The organism is Acinetobacter schindleri, from assembly GCF_010918895.1.
GTDB lineage: Bacteria > Pseudomonadota > Gammaproteobacteria > Pseudomonadales > Moraxellaceae > Acinetobacter > Acinetobacter schindleri.
On the sequence record NZ_CP044483.1, the window covers coordinates 1,038,554 to 1,054,396 of the forward strand.

Annotated in this window: 16 protein-coding genes; 9 read left to right on the forward strand and 7 right to left on the reverse strand. The window is 42.8% G+C overall.

Annotated features, from left to right (window positions below):
* The first annotated feature begins 63 nt into the window (after positions 1-63).
* The 8 genes from FSC11_RS05070 (at position 64) to pcaG (ending at position 6,850) form a co-directional block, all read left to right on the forward strand.
* Entirely contained in the window at positions 64-735 is a 672-nt protein-coding gene (locus FSC11_RS05070; RefSeq protein ID WP_163165532.1) for a 3-oxoacid CoA-transferase subunit A, read from the forward strand.
* Positions 736-756: 21 nt separating this feature from the next.
* Positions 757-1,410, forward strand: coding sequence for a 3-oxoacid CoA-transferase subunit B (locus FSC11_RS05075; RefSeq protein WP_163165534.1), 654 nt, complete (start codon positions 757-759; stop codon positions 1,408-1,410).
* Between the two features lie 127 nt (positions 1,411-1,537).
* Positions 1,538-2,743, forward strand: coding sequence for a 3-oxoadipyl-CoA thiolase (pcaF, locus tag FSC11_RS05080; RefSeq protein WP_163165536.1), 1,206 nt, complete (start codon positions 1,538-1,540; stop codon positions 2,741-2,743).
* A gap of 78 nt (positions 2,744-2,821) precedes the next feature.
* Entirely contained in the window at positions 2,822-4,174 is a 1,353-nt protein-coding gene (locus FSC11_RS05085) for a 3-carboxy-cis,cis-muconate cycloisomerase (protein ID WP_163165538.1), read from the forward strand.
* Between the two features lie 5 nt (positions 4,175-4,179).
* Positions 4,180-4,962 carry an alpha/beta fold hydrolase gene (locus FSC11_RS05090; protein WP_163165540.1) on the forward strand — a complete coding sequence of 261 codons (783 nt, stop codon included), beginning with the start codon at positions 4,180-4,182 and terminating at the stop codon, positions 4,960-4,962.
* Positions 4,963-5,045: 83 nt separating this feature from the next.
* The gene (gene pcaC / locus FSC11_RS05095) at positions 5,046-5,444 is read left to right on the forward strand and encodes a 4-carboxymuconolactone decarboxylase (protein ID WP_004892353.1); all 399 of its coding nucleotides are present in this window, start codon (positions 5,046-5,048) and stop codon (positions 5,442-5,444) included.
* Between the two features lie 36 nt (positions 5,445-5,480).
* A complete protein-coding gene (gene pcaH / locus FSC11_RS05100; protein ID WP_048881502.1) occupies positions 5,481-6,206 on the forward strand; it encodes a protocatechuate 3,4-dioxygenase subunit beta in 726 nt (241 codons plus the stop codon).
* Between the two features lie 14 nt (positions 6,207-6,220).
* Positions 6,221-6,850 carry a protocatechuate 3,4-dioxygenase subunit alpha gene (gene pcaG / locus FSC11_RS05105; RefSeq protein WP_004892358.1) on the forward strand — a complete coding sequence of 210 codons (630 nt, stop codon included), beginning with the start codon at positions 6,221-6,223 and terminating at the stop codon, positions 6,848-6,850.
* A gap of 115 nt (positions 6,851-6,965) precedes the next feature.
* Here the strand turns inward: pcaG and FSC11_RS05110 are convergent, their stop codons facing one another.
* A complete protein-coding gene (locus tag FSC11_RS05110; protein ID WP_163165542.1) occupies positions 6,966-7,445 on the reverse strand; it encodes a MarR family winged helix-turn-helix transcriptional regulator in 480 nt (159 codons plus the stop codon).
* A 208-nt stretch (positions 7,446-7,653) separates the two neighbouring features.
* Here FSC11_RS05110 and FSC11_RS05115 point away from each other — a divergent pair, with 208 nt between their 5' ends.
* Positions 7,654-8,712 (forward strand): aromatic ring-hydroxylating oxygenase subunit alpha, encoded by a 1,059-nt coding sequence (locus FSC11_RS05115; protein ID WP_163165544.1) that lies wholly within the window; start codon positions 7,654-7,656, stop codon positions 8,710-8,712.
* 148 nt (positions 8,713-8,860) lie between these two features.
* Here the strand turns inward: FSC11_RS05115 and FSC11_RS05120 are convergent, their stop codons facing one another.
* The 6 genes from FSC11_RS05120 to FSC11_RS05145 form a co-directional block, all read right to left on the reverse strand.
* Positions 8,861-9,250: a PaaI family thioesterase gene (locus FSC11_RS05120; protein WP_163165546.1), complete on the reverse strand. Its 390-nt coding sequence runs from the start codon at positions 9,248-9,250 to the stop codon at positions 8,861-8,863.
* Between the two features lie 48 nt (positions 9,251-9,298).
* A complete protein-coding gene (locus tag FSC11_RS05125; protein ID WP_004892370.1) occupies positions 9,299-9,835 on the reverse strand; it encodes a DUF3237 domain-containing protein in 537 nt (178 codons plus the stop codon).
* Between the two features lie 52 nt (positions 9,836-9,887).
* Positions 9,888-11,141, reverse strand: coding sequence for an OprD family porin (locus FSC11_RS05130; protein WP_205681860.1), 1,254 nt, complete (start codon positions 11,139-11,141; stop codon positions 9,888-9,890).
* A 54-nt stretch (positions 11,142-11,195) separates the two neighbouring features.
* Positions 11,196-12,335, reverse strand: a complete 1,140-nt coding sequence (locus FSC11_RS05135; protein ID WP_163165550.1) for an acyl-CoA dehydrogenase family protein — start codon at positions 12,333-12,335, stop codon at positions 11,196-11,198.
* 73 nt (positions 12,336-12,408) lie between these two features.
* Positions 12,409-14,295, reverse strand: a complete 1,887-nt coding sequence (locus FSC11_RS05140) for a feruloyl-CoA synthase (RefSeq protein ID WP_163165552.1) — start codon at positions 14,293-14,295, stop codon at positions 12,409-12,411.
* Positions 14,296-14,371: 76 nt separating this feature from the next.
* A complete protein-coding gene (locus FSC11_RS05145) occupies positions 14,372-15,823 on the reverse strand; it encodes an aldehyde dehydrogenase (protein WP_163165555.1) in 1,452 nt (483 codons plus the stop codon).
* Positions 15,824-15,843 lie beyond the last annotated feature (20 nt).

Sequence of the window (15,843 nt, forward strand, 5' to 3'; positions counted from 1 at the left end):
TTCAAACCAGAACCTTAGGTTCTCAAAATTTTTGTACTGAGTGGCAATACATGGAGTTATTTGATGATCGATAAAAGTTCTGCCTCACTGGTCGAAGCACTTTCACAAATCAAACACGGATCTACCATCATGATCGGTGGTTTTGGTACTGCAGGTCAGCCTGCTGAGCTGATTGATGGTTTGATCAAACTTGGTGTGAAAGATCTGGTGATCGTCAATAACAATGCCGGTAATGGCGACTACGGTCTGGCTAAATTACTCAAAGCTGGTGCAGTGCGTAAAATCATCTGCTCATTCCCGCGTCAGTCTGATTCCTGGGTATTTGACGAATTGTACCGTGCAGGAAAAATCGAATTAGAACTGGTTCCTCAAGGTAACCTGGCATGCCGTATTCAAGCTGCAGGTATGGGCTTGGGTCCAATCTACACCCCGACTGGTTTTGGTACATTGCTAGCAGAAGGCAAACCAACCATGAACTATGAAGGCAAAGACTACGTTTTAGAAAACCCAATTAAAGCTGACTTTGCTTTAATCAAAGCACAGCAAGGCGACCGTTGGGGTAACCTGGTTTACCGCAAATCTGCACGTAACTTTGGCCCAATCATGGCGATGGCTGCCGATGTCACGATTGCACAAGTCTCTGAAGTGGTTGAGTTAGGTGCTTTAGACCCTGAACACATCATCACCTCGGGTATTTTTGTACAACATGTTGTACGAGTGAAACCTGCACAGTAATCACGGACTAGGAGAAAAGAAATGAGCTATACCAAACTGACCCGTGACCAAATTGCTGAACGTGTTGCACAAGACATTCCAGACGGTGCTTATGTCAACCTGGGCATTGGCTTGCCAACCAAAATTTCGAACTACCTGCCTTCAGACAAAGACGTGTTCTTGCACTCTGAAAATGGTTTATTGGCTTTCGGTCCGCCACCTGCAAAAGGTGAAGAAGATCCTGAGCTGATCAACGCAGGTAAAGAATATGTGACCTTGCTGGAAGGCGGTGCTTACTTCCATCACGGTGATTCATTCGCGATGATGCGTGGCGGTCACTTAGACATCGCGGTACTGGGTGCATTCCAAGTGGCTGAAAATGGCGACCTGGCTAACTGGCATACTGGCGCACCGGATGCGATTCCTGCGGTAGGTGGTGCAATGGACTTGGCGGTAGGTGCGAAAAAAGTCTTTATTACGACCGATCACGTGACTAAAAAAGGCGAACCGAAGATTGTCGCTGAACTGACTTATCCTGCAACAGGCTTGAAATGTGTAGACCGTATTTATACCGACCTGTGCGTGATTGACGTGACAGATGAAGGCATGAAAGTGATTGAGAAAGTTGAAGGTCTGTCATTTGAAGAATTGCAGTCAATGACCGGTGCCAAACTGATTGATGCGACTCAAAATTAATTTATAAATCCTCCCTAAGTCCCTCCTTTAATAAAGCAGGGACTTCCACCCTTTTTTCTTGAGGGGATTACTCCTCCCTTTAGTAAAGGGAGGTTGGGAGGGATTCAAAGATTTGGAAAGTAAAAATATGAAAAACGCATACATCATTGATGCCATCCGTACTCCATTCGGCCGCTATGCCGGCGGCCTCGCGCCTGTCCGTGCAGATGACTTAGGTGCGTTGCCAATCAAAGCCTTGATGGAACGTAATCCATCGGTGAACTGGGAACAGGTCGATGACGTGATCTATGGCTGTGCCAATCAGGCGGGTGAAGACAACCGTAACGTGGGTCGTATGTCGGCTCTCTTAGCCGGTTTACCGTACCAAGTGCCTGCAACGACAATTAACCGTCTATGTGGTTCATCGCTGGATGCGATTGCGATTGCAGCACGTGCGATTAAAGCCGGTGAAGCCCATCTGATTATTGCCGGCGGTGTAGAAAGCATGTCTCGTGCCCCATTCGTGATAGGCAAGTCAGAAACGGCGTATGGCCGTAGCCAGAAGATTGAAGACACCACGATGGGCTGGCGTTTTATCAATCCGAAACTGAAAGAAATGTACGGCGTGGAAACCATGCCGCAAACGGCTGAAAATGTCGCTGAACAGTTCGGAATTAACCGTGCCGATCAGGACAAATTTGCCCTGACCAGCCAGCAACGTACAGCTGCAGCACAAGCCAAAGGTTTCTTTGATAAAGAAATCATTCCGGTGGTGATTCCGCAGCGTAAAGGCGATCCGATCGTTGTCGATACTGATGGACATCCACGTGCTTCAACCACAGCAGAGGCATTGGCGAAATTGAAACCTGTGGTGAAAGCAGACGGTACAGTAACGGCAGGTAATGCTTCCGGAATTAACGATGGTGCAGCTGCTCTTTTAATCGCATCTGATGAAGCGGTTGCTCAGCATGGCTTAAAACCACGTGCCAAAATTATTGGTTCAACTGTTGTTGGTGTTGAACCACGCATCATGGGCTTTGGTCCTGCACCTGCCATCAAAAAACTATTGGCACAAACCGGTCTGACTTTAGAGCAGATGGATGTGGTCGAGCTGAATGAAGCTTTTGCTGCTCAAGCGTTGGCTTGTACCCGTGACCTTGGCATTGAAGATGGTTCAGAGAAAGTCAATCCAAACGGTGGCGCGATTGCTTTGGGTCATCCACTCGGTGCTTCAGGTGCGCGTCTGGTGACAACCGCACTGAACCAGCTTGAACAGACTGGCGGTAAATACGGTCTTTGTTCAATGTGTATTGGTGTCGGTCAAGGCATCGCTTTGATTATTGAACGTGTATAAATTTAAACACCTTTCATTTTTTGCTTAAAAACAAAACAATGAAAGGTATTTAAAACGAGTTAGAAAAAGGATATTCAAATGAGCCAATTGTACGCAAGTCTGTTTTACCAAACTGAGATTACTGCAATATTTAGTGATGAAGGGGTAGTGCGTTATATGTTGCAAGCAGAAGCAGCATTGGCTCAAGCTCAGGCAAAAGTGGGTGTGATTCCTGCTTCAGCGGCAGCAAATATTGTATACGTTGCCCAACAACGGGTGAATGAGATCATTGACTTTACTGCGCTTGCAAGTGCATCAGGACTTGCTGGAAACATTGCGATTCCCTTTGTGAAACAATTGACGGCTGCGGTTAAAAAAGTCGATGAAGATGCTTCGCGCTATGTGCATTGGGGGGCGACAAGCCAAGACATTATTGATACTGCATGTGTTTTGCAGTGTCGAGATGCCTTAGATATTATCGAAAAACAGTTGACGGTAGCTATTCAAGCAACTCAGGTACTTACCGAACAATATCGTGATCAAGTCATGATTGGTCGGACATGGTTACAACAAGGCCTACCACTAACCTTTGGTCATAAAACTGCCCGCTGGTTAGCAAGTTTGCAACGTGATCTTGAACGTGTACAAGCACTTAAAAATTCTGCACTCACTGCACAATTGGGTGGAGCCGTTGGCACACTTGCGTCACTTATTGATCAAGGCAGTGCAGTTGTAAAGGCGTTTGCAACAGAACTTCAACTCAATGTCCCGGATTGTACTTGGCATGGTGAACGTGATCGTATTGTGGAAATAGCCCATGTGCTTGCCATAATTACAGGTAACTTGGGCAAGATGGCACGCGATTGGTCACTGATGATGCAAACCGAAATTGCAGAAGTGTTTGAACCAAGCGGAGCAGGGCGTGGCGGATCATCGACGATGCCACATAAACGTAATCCTGTTGCAGCAGCATCAATTCTGGCAGCAGCCAATCGTGTCCCTGCACTCATGTCGAGTATCTATCAAAGTATGGTTCAGGAACATGAACGTAGTTTGGGGGCCTGGCATGCTGAGTGGCTGGCACTGCCTGAAATCTTCCAATTGTGTGCTGGTAGCCTGCAACGTGCGATAGAAGTTTTTGAGGGCCTGGAAGTACAGAAGGACAATATGTGCCGCAATCTAGAATGTACTCAGGGCTTAATTATGGCAGAAGCCCTCATGATGTCCTTGGCACCAAAGTTAGGCCGACTCAATGCCCATCATGTGGTTGAAGCCGCATGTAAACAGGCAGTTGCTGAACAACGTCACTTATTAGATGTAGCACAAAATCATCCTGAAATTTCAGCTGTATTTAATTCGGAACAATTAAGCCAGATTTTTAATCCACAAAATTATTTAGGTAATACCCAGCAGCAGATCGATGCAGTATTGCAACGTGTTCAAGGAAAATAGTCATCATGACACTTATCAATAATCGTAATGGCCAACAATTGGCAGTTTACACTTTTGGTGATACCGCTTATCCAGCCCTTATTTTTTCGAACTCATTGGGTACAGATCACGGCATGTGGCAGGCTCAAGTCGTTGCATTTGCTCAAGACTACTTTGTGATCTGTTATGACACCCGCGGTCATGGTAAAAGTGCGGTCATTGAAAATATCACGCTGAGCGACTTAGCTAATGATGTCATTGATATTCTTGATCACTTCAAAGTTGAAAAAGCGCATTTTTGTGGTATTTCGATGGGCGGAATCACTGGTCTGCAATTGGGTTTAATCGCGCCACAGCGTTTCCTGAGTATTACCATTGCCAATTCAGCCGCGAAGATTGGACAAGCTGAAGCATGGTTATCACGTGCAGATGCGGTCGAAGAACAGGGATTGGCCGATATTGTCAGCACAACACACACCCGGTGGTTCAGCAACAAATTTGATTATATCCACGATCGCCTTGCACAGCAGACCATTCAAAGTTTGTCGGTGACACCGCCGAAAGGCTATGCAGCATCGTGTCGTGCACTCGCTCAAGCTGACTTACGTGAACGGATTGCAATGATTCAAGTCCCTTGTCTGGCGCTATGCGGTGGGCTTGATCCTGTGACAACGGTGGCAGATGGCGAATTTATGCAAGCGCATATACCGAACTGTGAGATTGCGGTGCTAGATGCTTCACATTTATCAAATATTGAGGTTCCACAAGAATTTAACCAAGTCTTTGCAGAATTTATTGCAAAGCACTGATTTCAATTAAAGATCATCATGGAATGAAGGTGTTCCTCAGACATCTTCAATCCGCCTTATAAACTTGAAAGAGTGTATTTATCATGAATGATGAAGAACGTTACAAACAGGGAATAGAAGTACGCACTGAAGTGTTAGGTGAAGCACACGTCGGACGCTCTTTGGAAAATTTAAATGACTTTAATGAAGACTTCCAAAACTTCATCAGTCGTTTTGCCTGGGGAGAAGTATGGTCACGTCCAGGTTTACCACGTCATACCCGTAGTCTGGTAACTATCGGTATTTTGCTCGCATTGGGTCGTGAAGCTGAGTTACGTATGCATATTCGTGCATGTTTTAACAATGGCGTGACCAAAGATGAGCTTAAAGAGCTGTTTTTACATGCTTCTTTATATGCAGGTTTACCCGCTGCAAACGCTGCGATGCATATGGCAGAGGAAGTTTTTGTAGAACTTGGTATTGCACCGACAAAACTTAAATAACGGACGATTTTTTTAGGATTGAACAAGGAGAGATTCATGATTCAGAATCAACTAGGCGCTTATGCGCAACGTAATACGGATGATCATCCACCGGCCTACGCACCGGGTTATAAAACCAGTGTGCTGCGTTCGCCGAAAAATGCACTCATTTCAATTGCGCAAACACTGACTGAAGTAACGGCACCACATTTCACTTCAGCACTTTTAGGGCCTAAAGACAATGACTTGATTTTGAACTATGCCAAAGATGGTTTACCTGTTGGTGAACGTGTCATTATTCATGGTTACTTGCGTGACCAATTTGGTCGTCCGGTTAAAAATGCCTTGATTGAAGTCTGGCAGGCAAATGCCTCTGGTCGTTATCGTCATCCAAATGACCAATATATCGGTGCAATGGATCCTAACTTTGGTGGTTGTGGTCGTATGCTGACGGATGAAAATGGTTTTTTCATTTTCCGTACCATTAAACCGGGTCCATATCCTTGGCGTAACCGTATCAATGAATGGCGTCCTGCACATATTCATTTCTCGGTCATGGCAGATGGCTGGGCACAACGTCTCATTTCGCAATTTTATTTTGAAGGCGATACTTTAATTGACAGCTGCCCAATTCTAAAAACGGTTCCTTCAGAGCAGCAACGCCGTGCTTTGATTGCCTTGGAAGACAAGAGTAATTTCATTGAGGCTGACAGCCGTTGTTATCGCTTTGACATTACTTTACGTGGTCGCCGCGGAACTTATTTTGAAAATGAATTAACGTGATAAGGAGCATCATGATGAACGGTTGGAATTTTCAGGAATTACATGAAACACCATCTCAAACAGGTGGTCCATACGTCCACATTGGCCTGATGCCCAATCAGGCAGGCATTGAAGTATTTGAGCATAGTTTTAATAATCAATTGGTTAAAGCTGAAACTCAAGGTGAACGTATTCGCCTTGAAGGTCAGGTATTTGATGGCCTCGGTCTACCTTTACGTGATGTATTGGTTGAAATCTGGCAGGCAGATGCAAATGGTGTCTACCCAAGTAAGGCAGATATTCAGGGTAAACAGGCTGATCCACATTTCTTTGGATGGGGCCGTGCGGCTGCAAACTTTGAAACGGGGTTATGGAGCTTTGATACAATTAAGCCAGGCGCTGTACCGGGGCGTAAAGGTACCCGTCAGGCACCGCATATTGCTTTAGTCATTTTTGCACGTGGTATTAACTTAGGTTTACATACCCGTATTTACTTTGATGATGAGGCAGAAGCCAATGCTAAAGATCCATTGCTGAATGGAATTGAATGGGCGCCACGTCGTCAGACTTTAATTGCTAAACGTGAAGAACGTGATAGTGAAGTGGTTTATCGTTTTGATGTACGTATCCAGGGTGATAATGAAACGGTATTCCTAGATATCTAAGCATTCGATAGAAAGTGTTAAAATGACAAAAGGTCAGCATTTGCTGACCTTTTTATTGAGAGATATTTCAAAATAAATACCATATGAAATATTATTTAAAGCGCAATTTTGATACTTATTTTTGAATATATTTTTCCATAAAAAATTCATTAATATCATTAATTTCACTATTTAAAATGTTTAAGATCCGAATTAAATGCTCTTGATCTTCGGCAGAAAGTACCTCTAAAATTTTTTCTTCCCGCTCTTTGGCTACGTGATACATTTTCTCATACATTGCCAGACCAGCAGGTGTGAGCGTATTTTTTTTTGCACGCGAATCTTTTTTATCTACTGTCATTTCAATATAACCACGTTCTTGGAGTTTTGCTAAAGAGCGACTCACAGCACTCTTATCCAGTCCAATAACATGGCAAATTCTGCTTGCAGGAATATTCTCTTCAACCGCTAAGAGAGAAAGGATGCGCCAATCCGTGACTCCCATATCAAATAAAAAAGCATACAATTGTGATGCACCATTCGACATCTTATTTGAAAAAAAGTTAATTAAAGCAGGAATATATCGATCTAATTGAAGTTTAAGTGAAGTGTCCATACAGCGTGTATCAGAAAGTCTTTTAAGCACTTTAACATGGTTTGTTAATATATTGTTGTCATGTCAACCAATTGGTTGACATGACAACTAAATTGACTTATTTTTATTCATATAGACCTTATTCTGTATTTATAAAGCTCGTATTTTTAAATCAGGATAATTGTGATTAAGGAAAGCATCAGAATCATTACAAAAAGGATGTAGTGCTATGAATAGTGGTCGTCAAATTAAGCTTGTAGATCAAGAAGTCTCAACAAGAAGTCCTTTCCCAAAAGATCAGTGGTATATCATCGCACTCTCTAAAGAGCTACAAGATAATTTACTTGGACGTAAAATTTTAAATATTCCAATGGTTATCTTTAGAGATAAAAAGGGCAAAGCTGTTGCACTAGAAGATCGCTGCTGCCATAGGGGGATGCCGTTATCCCAAGGACTTTTGGAGCAGGGTAAAATTCGCTGTAGCTACCATGGATTGCTATATGATGAAAATGGACACTGTGTAGAGGTTCCAGGGCAAAATAGAATCCCTTCAAAAGCGAAAATCAAATCATTCTATCTTGAAGAAAAACAAGGTTTGATTTGGTTGTGGTATGGAAAAGAAGAAAGTGTACCTCTCATAGAAGCACCAGACTACCCATATCATGATGATCCAGATTACTTATATGATGGAGACCGATATCATTATCAGGCACCTTACCAGCTCATTCATGATAATTTAATGGACTTAAGTCATTTAGCCTATGTTCATTTAAAAACTATTGGTGGTAATGCAAAAGCTCATATGAATGCGACCATGAAAACCAAAGTGATAGGTAATCAAGTCATAGTCACACGGCATATGCTCGAATCGGACCCACCGCCAACCTACAGTATGGCTTATCCGTTTAAAAATAAAATAGACCGTTGGCAAGAAATTGATTTTAGAGTTTCTCATATCCGTATTTGGACAGGAGCCATAGAAGCAGGTGATGACTCCCTGGAGAATCCAGATCGCAAAGGATTTCATATGAGAGGTTTTCATGCAATTACGCCTGAAACAGAGAATTCTTGTCATTATTTTTGGACTATGTCTACTAACCCTAAACATGACCGCGAACATATTGCAAAGCTAGTCATTGATCAGACAAAACAGACTTTTGATGAAGATAAAGAAGTGATAGAAAACCAGTACAAGAACCTAGAAGAGTTTAATCAACCAGAGATGATCGGTATACATATTGATGTGGGTTTGACCCATGCCCGACGAATCATTCAGTCTTTAATTTAAACGTTAAAATAATAAGCTTTATCTATATCTATTTATGCTAATTGCAACAGTAGGTTATTTAGTTTCTAGCCTGCTGTTGCAAATAAGCAACTAACCATTTGAACTAGATAAAATAGCTATGGTGATCAGCTAAATTTAAGGGGTTAATTTAAGAAAGAATAATAAAAGAGGCACTGGTTTTCGCAACCAATTTATTATGTTGCCATGCTTCACTTTCGATACTGAGAATTTTACGCCCTTCTTTAATAAACCACGCTTTTGCCTGTACTTCACCGACTTCACATGGTCGAAAAAAATCCATCGATAAATTAATCGTCGCGGCAGGTTTTGAAGTCTGATTTAGTGCTGCCAAAATCCCCATAGCATCATCAAGCATAGCGCAAATCATACCGCCTTCGATGCTACCGCGCGGATTGGTAAAGCTCTCGAGCGCAATGTAGTTCACGGTAAGTTGACGTCTTTCAGCATCCCATTGAATATTATGTCCCCCCAATAAATGATGAATTGGTGGGAGATGTTCCAGAATCTTGTTTTCCATAGTGATGAATCCTTCAATCTTTACAAATACTTATTTTTTCTCATTCTTTTATTTTAAGGTAAATGCATCATAAATCACCGCCTTACCTAAACGCATTGCACTGCCTACAGCTACGGTTTGGTTTAACCAGGCATATTGGGGTGCACTGGTCTCGAATTGCATAGTCAACTTGAAATAATACTGACTTGGATCGACATCTTTACCTGTACTTAACTGTTTCAAAATTTCAGGTGAAGCATGTCGGTAACCTTTAGTCTGTAAATAAATCAATGCGCCGTCATCAGTTTTCAAAAGATATCGTGTATCGATAATCGCTAGGCCTTTGCTATCTACGATTTGCCAGTCTGCGCCATTGTTGAGAATACGTCCTCTAAATGAAGGACCTTCAAAAGTGCCGCCAGTAATCGGAATAATCCGTCTTTGTCCCATATCCGCCGTTTTGCCTAACTCCCAAACTGGAGCATTTAATTCAACCTTGAAAGTGGCCAAGGGTTCAAGTTTAAGTGGTGGAGGCGAAAACTGTGTATCTGCATAACTGAGTACAGATAGATTTAGGCCGATCCAAATGCCAAATAAATATTTCATTTATCATCCTTTAAAATAAAAAAGGCCCTAAAAACTAGAGCCTTTGAAGGTATTATTTAAATTTCCATGTGTAATCAATATTGATACGGGTTTCATTAGCCGGTTTAATATTGGCAGTAATCGGCATATCATTATCATAAATTGCATAACGTGCACGTAGCCCAAGGTTTTTCAGTGGGCCATTTTGCACGGTATAACCTATGTCAAAGTCGAGTTCATCTTCCTCAAAATCGGTGCCTCCGAGTTGCGGCGCATAAATATTGCTACCATGGGTATAACGAGTCATAAAACGTAAACCCGGAACATAATCTTTAAAGTCATATTCATAACGGGCACTATAAACACGTTCTTTGGCATTTAAAAATTCGCCGGTCCATGTATCGATGGTTAAGCCTGTTTCACCGCCAGTTAGATAAGGAAAGGCCGTGTCACCTAGATGATGGAAAGTCGAAAGAATAAATTTATGGTTTTGATGCTTTAGCTCTGAGTGGCTATGAATTAGATTATTATCTACTTTACCTGCTTTGGCAGCACCATCAGCATCGCTCATATAATAACGTAGCTGGCTGGTCAGTGCGGTATCCTCATTAAAGGCATGCTTGTAGGTGACGCCTAATAATGATTGATGATACAGATCTTCGACATCCATATGGAAGGCTGTCAGTTTTAGCGGATAATTGTTGATATCATAATGGCCACCAAAATAGTACAAATGATCTGTTTCAACCGATCTATAACGGCCGTTTACCCCAGAGATTTTAATGTTTTCATAATTGGTCGAATCACGGTGATTGACCTTGTCAATATAGGATGCTTGTAAATCGAGACCCTGCACATCTTTAGACTGAACTGCAACCCCGCGATAGGTTTGAGGTAACAGGCGCGCAGGGGAACCGACAAGTACTGGTGTCATCGGTTGTAATGTACCGATACGGACTTCAGTTTGAGCAACTTTGGCTTTAGCCGTGATCCCAATTTCCCCATATTGATCTGCTGGCTCATTGGTTCTGGCATTACGTGGTAGGTTTCCTGTACCACCATACTTTGCATCGCCATCCAGCTTAAACCCGGCAGTGGCCAAAATGTCGATACCAAATCCAATAGGACCTTCGGTATAACCTGACTGAGCTTTGAAAATAAAACCTTGACTCCAGTCCCGGAGTGCCGGATAACGGTTTTCAACCTGGAAATCGCGATCAAAGTAGAAGTTGCGAGCCGTTAAATCCACTTTACTTTGCTCAATAAAACTATTGGCAAAAGCAGGTGTAGTTAAAAGTAAAAACGGTGTGATCCATAAATTTTTCATCATTATTTCATCCTGAAACATTATTGAAAATATTGTTTTTAAGTCATGCGTGTTTTATTTCCCCAAGAGTTCGCGTGCTACGATCTCCTTCATAATTTCATTGGTTCCCCCATAAATTTTTTGCACACGCGCATCGACGAAGAAGCGCGAAATTGGATATTCCTGCATATAGCCATAGCCCCCAAACAGTTGCAGGAGCTGGTCAATGACTTCACATTGGGTATCAGTAATAAAACACTTCAATGCGGCCACTTCAGTCACACTTAGAGCATTTCGGCTATATAGGTCTTTACAGCGTTCAACGAATGCTTCAGCTGCAAGCGCTTTAATTTGCGCTTGCGCAAGCACAAAACGTGTATTCTGGAATTGCGATAAAGCTTGACCAAAGGCTTTACGTTCAAGTACATACTCTTTGGTAATGTCGATAGCACCTTGGATTGCTCCCAGTGCCATGAGTGAAATACTGAGACGTTCGCGTGGGAGTTCTTGCATCAGATAGCTAAAACCATGGCCTTCTTGACCCAAAAGTTGACTTTTAGGTACATAAACTTGGTCGAAAAACAGTTCAGCAGTGTCTTGAGCATGTAGTCCAATTTTTTTCAGGCCGCGTCCTTTTTTCACTCCATTTAAATGAGCATCAACGAGTAAAATGGAAATGCCTTTGGCACGTGCTTGCGGGTCAGTTTTTGCAACCAGTACGATTAAGTCGGCATGATGCCCATTGGAAATAAAGGTTTTAGAACCGTCTACCACATAATGATCGCCATCTAAAATGGCTTGGGTGCGAATTGCTTGTAAATCTGAACCAGCATTGGCTTCCGTCATTGCGATCGCGGTGACCACCTCACCCGAGACCATCTTGGGTAACCAATATTTTTTTTGTTCTTCGCTACCAATATTTTGGATATAAGGGGAGACAAGTTCACTTTGCCCTCCAATACCGACTGCCAAGGCAGTAAAACCAGCTTTGGCTGTTTCCTGGACCAACATTTGTGAATAGTGAATCGGTGCACCAAAGCCCCCGTACTCTTCAGGGACATCAACACATAAAAAACCATTGTCCCCAAGCTTGTGCCATAGTTCACGAGGGATTAAGCCTTGCTCTTCCCAAGTTTCATAAAATGGTGCAACGTGTTCTGCTAAAAAACGTTGATAATTATCACGAAATAGCTCGAAATCACTATCTTTTTGCATAGAATTATCCTTAATTTGGATGCAACTGCCCAAGTAGTGCTATAAAAAGCGCTGCTAAACTCAGGGTAAGGGCTTATTGTTTAAGGGTTGGAATACGAATAATCAGTGGATTATTGACATGTTTCTCATAGAGTTCCTGCACCATGGCAGCACGACGTTTTAAAATGCCACTCTGATTTAAGTTACCTTTATCAGTGGTTTCTCCGGCATCCAGCTGTGGAGCTTCTGTCATTAAATACAGCATTGATACGGTATTTGAACTGCCAGTAGCATCTTTATTGAAGTCCACCAGAAATTGTTTAAACCATTGCTGCACTTTAGGGTGGCTCAACACTTCTTGGGCCGTCGTGTGTTTAAGATCTAAACCTGCATATTCAGCACAAGCTGAAAGTTTCGGGAAAATCAGAAAACCAATCGCATTCAGGTTAGAACCGGTAATGCAGACATCTTGAATAAGCAGATTGCCATTAATCAGGACTTTATTCCGTAAGGTGCCCACATTAACAAAGGTGCCAGTATTGAGTTTAAAGTCTTCGGCAATACGTCCGTCATACATAAGGCCTTGGCTTGGGTCGTTTGGATCAACAAGTTTTACAGCGTCGCCGGTACGGTAAAACCCTTCTTCATCGAAAATACCAGCTTGTTGTTCTTGAGGCAGACGCCAATAATGTTTCATGACATTTTTGCCACGAACACAAAATTCAAGTTTATCGCCACATGGTGCCAATTTGACTTCACAGCCCGGCGCTGGATAGCCAATAAAGCCTGCCATGACTTTAGGACCTGTAGTAAATACACAAGATGGCGCGGTTTCTGTCATGCCTAAGCCACTCATAATACGGATGCGTTCACCGCAATGGGCTTGTGCAATCTGATCTAGACGGTTCCAACCTGCTTCAGATAGCGCAGCCCCAGCAAAAAACAACACTTTGACACGGCTAAAGAATTTTTCACGGAGTTCAGCATCCTGTTCAAGTGCTACCGTGATTTCTTCCCAACCCTTCGGTACATTTAAATATACCGTTGGTGCAATTTCTTTCAGGTTACGAATAGTTTCTTCCATTTTCCCCGGCACCGGTTTGCCATCATCAATATAAATCGTGCCGCCATTGTAAAGTGCGATTCCGACATTATGGCTACCGCCGAAGGTATGATGCCATGCCAACCAATCGACCAAAATCGGTGGTGTATCTTCAAATTCTGGGAAAGTTTGCAGCAACATTTGCTGATTGGTGCAGAGCATCAAATGTGTGGTCGGCACTGCCTTTGGCATTTTGGTTGAACCAGAGGTAAATAAAAATTTGGCAATTTGATGTTCATCAATCGTTTCGTAGTGCGCTTTAATATCTGTAATTTCAGACTCAAGAAGCGTAGAGAAAGCAATACAAGTTTTTCCACCGAGTTTGCCAGAGTTTGTAACGACTTCAATATCATCAGCATTACGGCAGTACTCAATGGCAGTAGCAAAATCCTCTCCATTATTGGCAAAAACTAAACCTGGCGTGAGGACATCAAAGACATGTTTGAGTTTGCCAAAATCTTTGGAAATTAAAGAATAAGCAGGGGAAATAGCTGAAAATGGGATCCCTGCAAGCATTGCGCCCATGGATAAGGTGAGGTGTTCGAGATCGTTACCAGACAAAATAACAATGGGACGTTCGGTCGATAAATGCGGATATTGTTTTAAGCTTTGGGCGATACGCCATGCACGATTCGCAGTTTCTGCATATGTCAGTTCAATCCATTGACCTGAACTATCACGTTTAGCGGCGAAGACACGGTTTGGGTATGTTTCTGCGTACCGTAATAAACGATCGGTCAATTTTTGCGGATAAGGCTTAAGTTGTTCTTTGGGAGAAATGTATAAGATGTCATTCTTATATTCAACATGTGTTTCATGACTGCCTAATTTAACAAATCGTTCAGGATACTTATGTGATTGAACTGTCATGTGTGCCATTGTTATTACTCCGTGTATTTTTATCTATTCTTTTTCAACGAAAAGAGTTGACTTCATGTCAACTCTCTTACTTTCGTTAAATTGGGTAGTGGCGTGGGCTGGTTTGTATGGTCACCCAACGTAATTCAGTAAACTCAGCCACAGAAACTTTACTGCCAAATCGTCCATAACCACTTTGTTTGACACCACCAAATGGCATTTGTGCTTCATCATGTACAGTGGCACCATTGATATGGCAAATACCGGATTCAATCCGTTTTGCTACGGCAAGCGCTTGTGCTAAATCTTGGCTAAACACGGCTGCTGACAAACCAAATTCAGAATCATTTGCCAATTCTACGGCGTCATCAACTGTTTTAAAGCGTTGTACTGTGCAGACAGGACCGAACGATTCTTCGGCATAAATCTGCATTTCTTTGGTGACATCAACCACTATTGTAGGTTGCATAATAGCACCTTGGATGTCCAAGCCGAGTGGTAAATTTGCACCTTTTTCACGTGCATCTTCAATTAACTTCCCAATACGTGCAGCTGCTTTTAAGCTTTCCAGTACACCAAGTGGAGCATCATTCTCAAGTGGATTGCCAGCGCGAATAGTTTTGACCTTCGCCACGAGTTTTTCGATAAAGGAATCAGCAATTTTTTCATCAACAAGAACACGTTCTGTCGACATACAGATTTGACCCTGGTTAAAGAATGCACCGAAAGTCACGGCATTGACCGCTTCATCGATGTCAGCTTGATCAAGCACAATCACAGGTGCTTTTCCACCAAGTTCGAGCAGGACCGGTTTTAAATATTTTGCTGCTGTTTCAGCAATAATTCGGCCCACATGGGTTGAACCGGTAAAATTAATACGCTTGGTTAGTGGGTGGCTAATTAAGCGTTCCACAATTTGAGGGGCATCTTGGGCCGCATGAGTGATGACATTGACTACCCCATCTCCAATCCCTGCTTCATGTAACACTTCACCAATCAGACGATGTGTTGCAGGGCATGCTTCAGATGCTTTAAGGACCACAGTGTTACCACAGGCAAGAGGCATAGCTAATGCACGTGTGGCAAGAATCACAGGGGCGTTCCATGGTGCCATCCCGACGATAACACCACAGGGTACGCGAATGCCCATCGCCATATTGCCCGGTACATCTGATGGAATAATACTGCCATCAATTTGTGTGGTCATAGCAGCAGCTTCACGTAGCATATTGGCTGCAAGGTGAACATTAAAACCATACCACGTTGCAGTTGAACCTATTTCATGAATCGCAGTCTGAATAAATTGTTCAGTTTTTTGATCCATCAGGTCGGCCGCTTTAAGCAGTTTTAAACGACGGTCTGTTGGAGAAAGGGCAGACCATGATTTAAATGCCTCGTGTGCGGATTCGATCGCACGATCAACATCCGATAAAGTTGCAGCAGCACTAATTGAAGCAACTGAGCCATCGATCGGACTGATTCTTTCAAAAGTTTGTCCTGAACTTGCTGCAACGGATTGACCGTGAATAAGTAACTGTACGTTTTGCATGGCGAATGTTTCCTTACATG

Excerpts from the sequence above, each read along its gene's own strand:
- FSC11_RS05070 (WP_163165532.1), top strand. The coding sequence starts at position 64 with ATGATCGATAAAAGTTCTGCCTCACTGGTCGAAGCACTTTCACAAATC.
- FSC11_RS05075 (WP_163165534.1), top strand. The coding sequence starts at position 757 with ATGAGCTATACCAAACTGACCCGTGACCAAATTGCTGAACGTGTTGCA.
- pcaF (WP_163165536.1), top strand. The coding sequence starts at position 1,538 with ATGAAAAACGCATACATCATTGATGCCATCCGTACTCCATTCGGCCGC.
- FSC11_RS05085 (WP_163165538.1), top strand. The coding sequence starts at position 2,822 with ATGAGCCAATTGTACGCAAGTCTGTTTTACCAAACTGAGATTACTGCA.
- FSC11_RS05090 (WP_163165540.1), top strand. The coding sequence starts at position 4,180 with ATGACACTTATCAATAATCGTAATGGCCAACAATTGGCAGTTTACACT.
- pcaC (WP_004892353.1), top strand. The coding sequence starts at position 5,046 with ATGAATGATGAAGAACGTTACAAACAGGGAATAGAAGTACGCACTGAA.
- pcaH (WP_048881502.1), top strand. The coding sequence starts at position 5,481 with ATGATTCAGAATCAACTAGGCGCTTATGCGCAACGTAATACGGATGAT.
- pcaG (WP_004892358.1), top strand. The coding sequence starts at position 6,221 with ATGAACGGTTGGAATTTTCAGGAATTACATGAAACACCATCTCAAACA.
- FSC11_RS05110 (WP_163165542.1), bottom strand. The coding sequence starts at position 7,445 with ATGGACACTTCACTTAAACTTCAATTAGATCGATATATTCCTGCTTTA.
- FSC11_RS05115 (WP_163165544.1), top strand. The coding sequence starts at position 7,654 with ATGAATAGTGGTCGTCAAATTAAGCTTGTAGATCAAGAAGTCTCAACA.
- FSC11_RS05120 (WP_163165546.1), bottom strand. The coding sequence starts at position 9,250 with ATGGAAAACAAGATTCTGGAACATCTCCCACCAATTCATCATTTATTG.
- FSC11_RS05125 (WP_004892370.1), bottom strand. The coding sequence starts at position 9,835 with ATGAAATATTTATTTGGCATTTGGATCGGCCTAAATCTATCTGTACTC.
- FSC11_RS05130 (WP_205681860.1), bottom strand. The coding sequence starts at position 11,141 with ATGAAAAATTTATGGATCACACCGTTTTTACTTTTAACTACACCTGCT.
- FSC11_RS05135 (WP_163165550.1), bottom strand. The coding sequence starts at position 12,335 with ATGCAAAAAGATAGTGATTTCGAGCTATTTCGTGATAATTATCAACGT.
- FSC11_RS05140 (WP_163165552.1), bottom strand. The coding sequence starts at position 14,295 with ATGGCACACATGACAGTTCAATCACATAAGTATCCTGAACGATTTGTT.
- FSC11_RS05145 (WP_163165555.1), bottom strand. The coding sequence starts at position 15,823 with ATGCAAAACGTACAGTTACTTATTCACGGTCAATCCGTTGCAGCAAGT.